Raw genomic sequence first — 7,989 nt, 5'->3', positions numbered from 1 at the left:
GGTAAACAATAACTCTACTACGGAAAGCCCTCTTTATTTTGGCGAAGGTATTGAATTAGGGTAAGGGATATACCTCAAACCCCAAAAAATAGCTGAAACCCAGATATATCAAGAAAAAACCTAAATCGAGGTTAAATGATTGCTGTATATGGCTTTGAGGCTTTTTTGAACTCAAAAAATGTCTAAATCCCGTTAAGCAAAATTAATTACACACACATTAAACGTGAAACCCTTATCTAGGCTATAAACTAATGTGTCCCACATTCCGCAGGTGCGATCCTACAGCTTTGAGTTTTGTATTAAGATCAAGCGATCGCCCTCAGAGCAAAACTAAAATAAACCGCTTGAGAACAAAAGTCACCCAAGACGGTTTTATAGTTGATATTGGATTTGAGGCGATCGGATCTTCAGGTATAAAATATTAATAATACCTGGCAATTTACATCTACTGCCAGACGTAAAGAAGCACAAACAACACAATCCAAATCACATCTACAAAGTGCCAGAAAAGTGAAGTTGCATTCACACCAAAATGACTAGATTCAAAATTACCTGGAATAAAAGAACGCACCAAAATAATTAACTGTAACAAAATTCCAGTCAAAACATGCAAACCGTGAAAACCTGTTAGCAGGTAGAACATTCCACCAAATGCGCCGGAAGTAAAACCAAATTCCAAGCTTTTCCACTCGATCGCCTGTCCAACCAAAAAGTAAGTTCCCATCACCATAGTTGCCAATAAAAACAGGCGATATCTCCACAAATTGTGACGTTGCAGCGCACGTTCTGCCAAATAAATCACAAAACTACTAGCAACCAAAACCACCGTATTAATAGCAGGCGTAACCACTTCTAACCCATCAACTCCAGACGGCAACCAATTAGGAATTGTGAGTTTATAGACAATATATCCGGCAAAAAAACTTAGAAAAATAACACTTTCAGATAACAAAAATACGACGAAGCCAAACATTTTATTGCCTTCTTCATCGTGAGTATGCTCTGCGTGATGCAGCTGCAACTCCTCTGAAACCATATAACCGTCCATTCCTGAAATTCTCCTTACTCTCTTTCTCTGTATACTCTGCGTTCTCTGCGGTTTTTAATCAATATTCTTTCAAGAACATGCGGAGAACCTTCTTACAGAACTCTCCGCATTATCTAGCCGCATCAATCTACACTCGTCAAGCTAAGTAGTTATGACTATGAGTTTGAGCTACTAAAGGTTCTGATTTGCCATATCCATAAGGCTCACTAATCACAACAGGAATCTCTTCAAAATTTTCTATAGGTGGTGGTGAAGAAACTTCCCATTCCAATCCAATAGCTTGCCAAGGATTAGCTGATGCTTGCTCACCACCTATCCAAGCGCTAATCATATTTAGAATAAAAGGTAAAGTAGACATACCTAACATAAACGCACCAACACTAGCAACAATATTCCATAACTCATACTCTGGAGCGTAGGAAGCAACTCTACGCAACATCCCTTGTAAACCCAATGGATGCATGGGGAAGAAGTTGAGGTTAGTGCCAATAAACGCTAACCAAAAGTGCAATTTACCCAAGCCTTCGTAGTACATTTTACCCGTCATCTTGGGGAACCAATGGTAGATGGCTGCATACATCCCCATAGTTACTGTCCCATAAAGGACATAGTGGAAGTGACCAACGACAAAGTAAGTATTGTTGACGTGAACATCCACAGGTACAGAAGAAAGCATGATACCTGTAATTCCGGCGAAGACAAACAACACCAATCCACCCAAGGCAAACAACATCGGTGTAGTTAGGCGTAATTTACCCCCCCAAATTGTTGCTACCCAGGCAAATACTTTAATCCCAGTCGGTACAGAGACAAACATTGTTGTCAACATGAAAATCATCCGCATCCAACCAGGAGTACCACTAACATACATGTGGTGTACCCAGACGATCGCACTGACTACAGCAATCAGCATTGAGGAAACCGCGACTACTTTGTAACCAAATAAAGGCTTACGAGCATAAACCGGGAATATCTCTGAGAAAACCCCAAAGATGGGCAAAATAATCACATACACAGCAGGGTGCGAATAGAACCAGAAGTAGTGCTGAAACATGACTGGATTACCACCGTTAGCTGGGTTAAAAAAGCCAGTACCAACGGTGAGGTCGAGTAGCAACATGACTGCACCTGCTGTCAGGGCTGGGAGTCCGAAAAGTTGGATAATTTGAGCGCTGAATACTGCCCAAACGAACAGGGGCATTCTAAAGAAGGTCATCCCTGGGGCGCGCATCCTGACAATTGTGGTAACAAAATTGACTGCCCCCATAATTGAAGACACACCAGAGATGGCTACTGCCAACAACCAGATGACTTGTCCGTTAATCAAGTTACCTGTGGGATTCTGGAGACTCACTGGCGGGTAAGACCACCAGCCAGCTTGGGCGGGGCCACCAGGGACAAAAAAGCTAGACATCAACAGGATGCCGACGACTGGAACCATCCAAAAAGCGGCAGCATTCAGGCGAGGAAATGCCATGTCCCGCGCCCCAATCATCAGGGGTACAAGGTAGTTAGCTATACCAACTAAAGATGGGAATGTCCACAAGAACAGCATGACAGTACCATGCATGGTAAACATGCCGTTGTACATGGTGCGGTCAATCAAATCTGAATCAGGGGTGATCAGTTCTCCCCGTAGGATCATTGCAAAGATACCGCCCACCAGGAAGAAGATAAATGAAGTAACAAGGTACTGAATTCCAATGACCTTGTGGTCGGTGCTAAAGCTGAAGTATCGCTTCCAGTTATCGGGAGTGGGGTGATGAGGTTGTTCGCCTGCGATACCGATATTTTCGATGCTAATGTTCGTCATCGCTTTGTTTTCCTATAAACCAGGATAATTAACCAGAGGAGGTTCAGCAGGGGCGACAGTTGTCCAGCCATCTGCTTGAGCATATTCAGAAACTGCCTGATTTTTGGCTGGGGAAAGCTTGCGGGTTGCAGCTTTGGTGAGCCACTGGTGGTAATCTTCTGGTGATTCAACTACAACATCGGCTTGCATAGTTGCAAAGTATGTACCACTGTATTGGGAATCAGTTAGTTGATATTTACCAAGCCGAATCGGAGTGAATTCAAAGTCTATGGTTTGGTTGGGAACTATGTCTTGTTTGAGGCGAAAGGCTGGTACGTACAAGCCGTGAAGAACGTCTTCAGATTGTAGTGCTAAACGCACTCTTTTATTCGCGGGTAGGTGCAGTTCGCTACTGGTGACATTATTTTCTGGATAGTGGAAGACCCAAGCCCATTGTTTAGCAACAACGTCGATTTTTTCTACAGGTGCAGTGATGGCGTCAACAGATGAGTCTTTGGGTGCTGCATAAGCTGATTCCATCCCCATCGGCATACGGAAATGGACATGTTCATTTGGGCCTTGAATCCCCATTTGCTCGTAGATTTGGTAGCTGTAAGTAGCAATCCACAGCACCAGCATAATTGGGATGGCTGTCCAGACGACTTCGAGAGTGATATTTCCTTCGATGGGTGGGCCGTCGCTGATTTCACCTTTTTTCGCCCGATGGAAAATTACCGAATACATCAGGGTTCCAGTGACACCCAGGAAGATAAATGCTCCGAGTGTCACCAAAAAGCTAATTAAGTCATCAACGAGTAGTGATTCAGCAGCCGCTTGGGGAGGAAGCCAGGAGTAAGCCTGTTTCCCAATCCAGAGACTGGTAGTAATCAGTGCGATCGCACTCGTTGCAAAGGTCAGTATTTTTAGTAATTTCTGGATTTTCATAGTAAAAAGTCATTGGTCATTAATTCTTCACAAAGGACAAATAACAGAAGACTAAATGTGTTACTTCATCATGGTGTTGAGGTCTTGACTAACTCTAAGCAATTGATCGGCGGTGTTGTGGATGCCGAATTCCGCAGCCATTTGCGCTCCCAATGTGCCGTGAATATACATCACAAACATGATCGCCATCCCGACAGCGAGGTAACTCAGATACACTTGTCTATCTTCGTCTTTGCGCCAAACGAAGCGCTGGAATCCTCGCCAGACGGTCATCCCAACAATCAGGGCTAGGAGTACAACACCACCCACACCATGCCACAGCATTGTTTCCATGGCTTGCATACCCCAGGCACTTTTGACATCTACTGGTGCTTGTGCAAGCATGATTTCGTAAAAGCCTGCTGCAACTGTAAAAAAGGTAATCAAGGCTGAAGCCAGCATGTTATACCAGCCAACATCGAAGAAGTTAGCACGTTCAACTGGTAATGCCAAATATTTATAAACGAATTGATGTAAGGGGAAAAATACACCGACAATATCAAAGAGAATCCCAATGATGAACAGACCCAAGGTCAGATGAACTAAATTGGGATGAACAGGAATGGTGTAGGGAAGTCCGTTTGTGCCTAGTTGCGCTCCCAATTGGTCAATCAGTTCTGAGTTCATCGCAAAATACCATCCTTTACTGCTTCAACTACTGGGACTGTGTGTAGTCCATACACCCAAACAAGTTGATCTCCTAGATATACTTGTGTTCCAACTATGAGGACTAGTACAAGTCCTACTCCTAAATATCCAATGGGTAATTTCTGGGGGTTGCGCGTACGAATTACATAACGCCAAGCTGTGATTGCAGCGATGATTCCTGAAAGTGACCAGCCAATGAGAGTATGTACATTTAACACTGATTTTGCTAGGTGGTAAGGTGTTGCCAAGCCTGCTTCAAACTGACCAAAAATGATTGCAACGAAGATGGCGACGGTAGCAAGACACATATTCCACCAGCTGACCTCGAACAGCCGGGAGTTACCAGTAAAATAACCTATCACATCACAACAGAAAGCAAACAGTACCATTGCAATGACAAAGTGAACAACGATAGGATGAATCGTATCTGGATAGGGTAAATTGTGGTCGTTCAAACGCGTTAGATACTCAAGCATAAAATTCTCCTGGGTATGTCTACTGCATATAAGCTCAATTTCCAAGATTGGCATCTCAAAATATCATTACCAGCATTCATACCTAACCGATTTGGTTATAATTTCTGTGCGGCGAAATCTGGTTAATTAAGAATTAGCTTGGTTGTAGGATAGGATGAATTTAGTTTAACTTTTAGACTCAAAACTTAACAATTAACATACCAACTATAATATTCTTAAACAAAACTAAAAAATGTATTTTTTAATCAGAACTATAATTACTAAATGTCAATAGTGAACTATTATTAATAATGTATTAATATAAACTTTTAGCCGATTAATAAAAGTATTTTTCAGTAATTTTATTATTAAAAATAATGATACAGCAGATTTCAGGTAAATGAAGTACAAATTTTAAAAACAAAGCCATATACCAAGAGACTTTCAACCCTGTTCCCTGTTCCCTGTTCCCTGTTCCCTATTCCCTGTTCCCTGCTGTATAATACGAACTAAAATTTGTTTGTAAATAAAAAACATCAGGGAATATTTCTATTTTCATAATTTCCACCTGATGTGAATTAAAAAAATATAGGGTGCGTACGATGCCTAACGACTTGATTGATCGGTAACAAATTAATCATAAACACGATGACTGCATCGCCGTTCAAAAATCGGATTGAAACTGATGTGTCTAATGCAACTTCACCACTCACGCTCATCCACCTGGTGACATCTCCCGACGCTCATCGCAAAGCGATAGAGCGCGGGCTTCTCAGTGACTCCAGAAGAGTGCATCGGACATTTCCTGAGCTTTGGTTTTACGTCCCCGTGATGCCCCACCGGAGACAATGTATCGAGTATAACGAGAAAACTTGTGAAGAAATTACTTTCTACTCCCGGTTCCAACCCTTCATCGTACATGACCTGTCTCGTTGCAGGTTCAGAGGCATTCGAGTTGGACAGCAAGGCGGGACGCCCTGAAACACTAAGCCCACTGTGGCGGGTAGACCAATTGTACCATACTCGTTTGTGGCAGAGGAGATGGCTCGTCTCGTCGTCGGTGTCTTTCCTCGCTTCGCATTGATCAGACACCACTCCCAATACTGCTCGGTTAAGGATTTGTCGTCGTAATTTTGGGCATGTAGAGACGTTGCACTGCAACGTCTCTACAGGTTTTAAATGTCAATCGATTTGTCTTATCCGAGCAGTATTGACACCACTCCTCGCCTTGCTCGCACCTCGATCCGACGCTCGGCTTCGCGCCTTGCGCGGGGCTGCTGGCGGAAATAGCTCAAACTCTGCGGTGATGATCTGCTGCAATTCACTAGCCTCTGCGTTGCTCAGAATTCCAGCAAATTTTGCTAGGGGATGTTCACTGACTGGGTAGCTATCCTGACGCAAGGATTGCAGAAGGGCTTGTGCTAATGCTGCGCGATCGCTCGTTGGCAATTGCAGCACCTGCTTTTGCAGTCTTGGAAAGTCATTCGCACCAACTCCTTTTTGACTCAAGCCACTTAAATTGTAAATCGAGATTCAATGTCTTGAGGGAATGTCGAGTTATTGTTTAAAATACTAACCGCGATCGCTCGACTTTTAAAACAGTCGCTACAAATTTTAGGAATACAAATGTCATACTACACTTTCACACGGATTTCAGCTTTGATGCGAAACCTTATACACACAACGTCTCTCACCTGAGACAATATGCTCGGTTCGCTCTACAACGCTCCCTTTTCCTAAAACAGTTTGGAATATTTCTAACTCTCTGGCACACAACCCTGTACAAGCAGTGGCCGCAGCACAAATTGGGCAGTGATTTTCAATCAATAAAAAAGAATTGTCACCAAGACTTTGAATTTCAGCCATGTATCCTTCTTCCGTTCGCAAAGTTGTTAGAGCTTCTAGTTTTTGCTCTAGTGGCTGTTCAAGCGGTATCAAAGCTCGATAAGCATCAATTTGATGGCGAGTCCTTACATCCAAAAGGCGCTCCAGTCCAGCATCGCCGAATGCTTCTTTCACAGAATTAATTAAGCTCAAGGTTAATTCAGCATAGCCTTCAGGGAACAGACGATCAGCAGCAGAGGTTAGTTCCCATAGTTTTGCTGGTCGCCCCATTTCCCGGGCTTCTTCCTGGTAAGTAACAAGTTGTTCTTCCTGCAAAGCGTAGAGATGTTGTCGAACAGCCATTGCAGAAATACCTAAACGAGAAGCAAGTTCCTGCGCGTCCTTGCTACCCTCTTGTTTGAGTATGTTGACGATCGCCCGTCGAGTACGGACAGATGCTGATTTTTTCAGAGAGTTTATGCCCATAGACATAAATTAAAGAAAAGTCTTTACAAAGTCAAATCCACTCTTCTATGATATTTTCTAAAGTTTTTACTTTATAAACTGCTGCTATAAATTTTTTCTACCTGACTAAGTTCAGCGCACAAGTCAGATTTTCTCCTCTTGAAGAGCTATTTTAGGGAGGTTGTTTTTAATGCCTCATATTTCGACGAAAGAAATTATCAAAAATTAGAAGGTAAATATGAACAAACCAATAAAAAACTTAAAACTTGCATTTGATGATTGGGGAGTAGGTGAAACTACAATCATTTTGCTTCAAGATGTAGCACACGAGATCGAATATTTCATGACGAATAATTAAGTAACATGAGCCAACATAAATTTATCTAATCAAACAGATGAGACGCTCTTTAATAATTGTTGGGTCTGCAATTTTTCTTATTACCCATGCTACAAATTTACAAGTTCCTTTGTATGGTACTTACGCTGAGATTGGAGGCTTTGCGAGCAGTATTTCAGCGATCGCATTTTCAGCTTATGTTGCGGGATTACTACCAACGTTGATTTTGTTAGGTGGTATATCTGATCGGGTAGGACGTAAGAAGATAATCTTGGCTAGTTTGCTGTTCCTTACCTTTGCTACAGGTTTGATGATTGTTTATCCCAGCATTTATACTTTATTTACTACTCGTATTCTGCAAGGAATTGGAGTTGGGTTAATTACTAAACATCTCCAAAATAGTATATTTTGTGGTAAAAGAACGTCAATAGAAGTT

General features: G+C 42.3%; 9 protein-coding genes. 2 read left to right on the top strand and 7 right to left on the bottom strand.

Annotated elements, in window-relative coordinates; all coding sequences use genetic code 11:
* The first annotated feature begins 251 nt into the window (after positions 1-251).
* On the top strand, positions 252-425 hold the full coding sequence (locus AC5JMK_RS10155; protein ID WP_495910003.1) for a hypothetical protein: 174 nt from the start codon (positions 252-254) through the stop codon (positions 423-425).
* A gap of 20 nt (positions 426-445) precedes the next feature.
* Here the strand turns inward: AC5JMK_RS10155 and AC5JMK_RS10150 are convergent, their stop codons facing one another.
* The 7 genes from AC5JMK_RS10150 to AC5JMK_RS10120 form a co-directional block, all read right to left on the bottom strand.
* Complete coding sequence (locus AC5JMK_RS10150; RefSeq protein ID WP_096672862.1) at positions 446-1,048, bottom strand: cytochrome c oxidase subunit 3; 603 nt, start codon at positions 1,046-1,048, stop codon at positions 446-448.
* A gap of 136 nt (positions 1,049-1,184) precedes the next feature.
* Positions 1,185-2,861: a cytochrome c oxidase subunit I gene (ctaD, locus tag AC5JMK_RS10145; protein ID WP_495910002.1), complete on the bottom strand. Its 1,677-nt coding sequence runs from the start codon at positions 2,859-2,861 to the stop codon at positions 1,185-1,187.
* A gap of 12 nt (positions 2,862-2,873) precedes the next feature.
* The gene (locus tag AC5JMK_RS10140; RefSeq protein ID WP_096672866.1) at positions 2,874-3,785 is read right to left on the bottom strand and encodes a cytochrome c oxidase subunit II; all 912 of its coding nucleotides are present in this window, start codon (positions 3,783-3,785) and stop codon (positions 2,874-2,876) included.
* Between the two features lie 60 nt (positions 3,786-3,845).
* Positions 3,846-4,451 carry a DUF2231 domain-containing protein gene (locus AC5JMK_RS10135; RefSeq protein WP_096672867.1) on the bottom strand — a complete coding sequence of 202 codons (606 nt, stop codon included), beginning with the start codon at positions 4,449-4,451 and terminating at the stop codon, positions 3,846-3,848.
* A complete protein-coding gene (locus AC5JMK_RS10130; RefSeq protein ID WP_096672869.1) occupies positions 4,448-4,948 on the bottom strand; it encodes a DUF2231 domain-containing protein in 501 nt (166 codons plus the stop codon). The genes AC5JMK_RS10135 and AC5JMK_RS10130 overlap by 4 nt, the downstream gene beginning before the upstream one ends.
* 1,161 nt (positions 4,949-6,109) lie before the next feature.
* Complete coding sequence (locus AC5JMK_RS10125; RefSeq protein WP_495910001.1) at positions 6,110-6,436, bottom strand: hypothetical protein; 327 nt, start codon at positions 6,434-6,436, stop codon at positions 6,110-6,112.
* 144 nt (positions 6,437-6,580) lie between these two features.
* Entirely contained in the window at positions 6,581-7,243 is a 663-nt protein-coding gene (locus AC5JMK_RS10120) for a helix-turn-helix transcriptional regulator (protein ID WP_495910000.1), read from the bottom strand.
* Positions 7,244-7,611: 368 nt separating this feature from the next.
* Here AC5JMK_RS10120 and AC5JMK_RS10115 point away from each other — a divergent pair.
* On the top strand, positions 7,612-7,989 hold a 378-nt coding region (locus AC5JMK_RS10115), incomplete at its 3' end, for an MFS transporter (RefSeq protein ID WP_495909999.1).

The organism is Pelatocladus sp. (assembly GCF_059505505.1).
The sequence above is the reverse complement of the archived record's forward strand: the minus strand, read 5'-3'. Positions and strand labels throughout refer to the sequence as shown.

What these genes read in the sequence shown, in the direction of transcription:
- AC5JMK_RS10155 (WP_495910003.1), top strand. Translation starts at nt 252, where the DNA reads ATGTGTCCCACATTCCGCAGGTGCGATCCTACAGCTTTGAGTTTTGTA.
- AC5JMK_RS10150 (WP_096672862.1), bottom strand. Translation starts at nt 1,048, where the DNA reads ATGGACGGTTATATGGTTTCAGAGGAGTTGCAGCTGCATCACGCAGAG.
- ctaD (WP_495910002.1), bottom strand. Translation starts at nt 2,861, where the DNA reads ATGACGAACATTAGCATCGAAAATATCGGTATCGCAGGCGAACAACCT.
- AC5JMK_RS10140 (WP_096672866.1), bottom strand. Translation starts at nt 3,785, where the DNA reads ATGAAAATCCAGAAATTACTAAAAATACTGACCTTTGCAACGAGTGCG.
- AC5JMK_RS10135 (WP_096672867.1), bottom strand. Translation starts at nt 4,451, where the DNA reads ATGAACTCAGAACTGATTGACCAATTGGGAGCGCAACTAGGCACAAAC.
- AC5JMK_RS10130 (WP_096672869.1), bottom strand. Translation starts at nt 4,948, where the DNA reads ATGCTTGAGTATCTAACGCGTTTGAACGACCACAATTTACCCTATCCA.
- AC5JMK_RS10120 (WP_495910000.1), bottom strand. Translation starts at nt 7,243, where the DNA reads ATGTCTATGGGCATAAACTCTCTGAAAAAATCAGCATCTGTCCGTACT.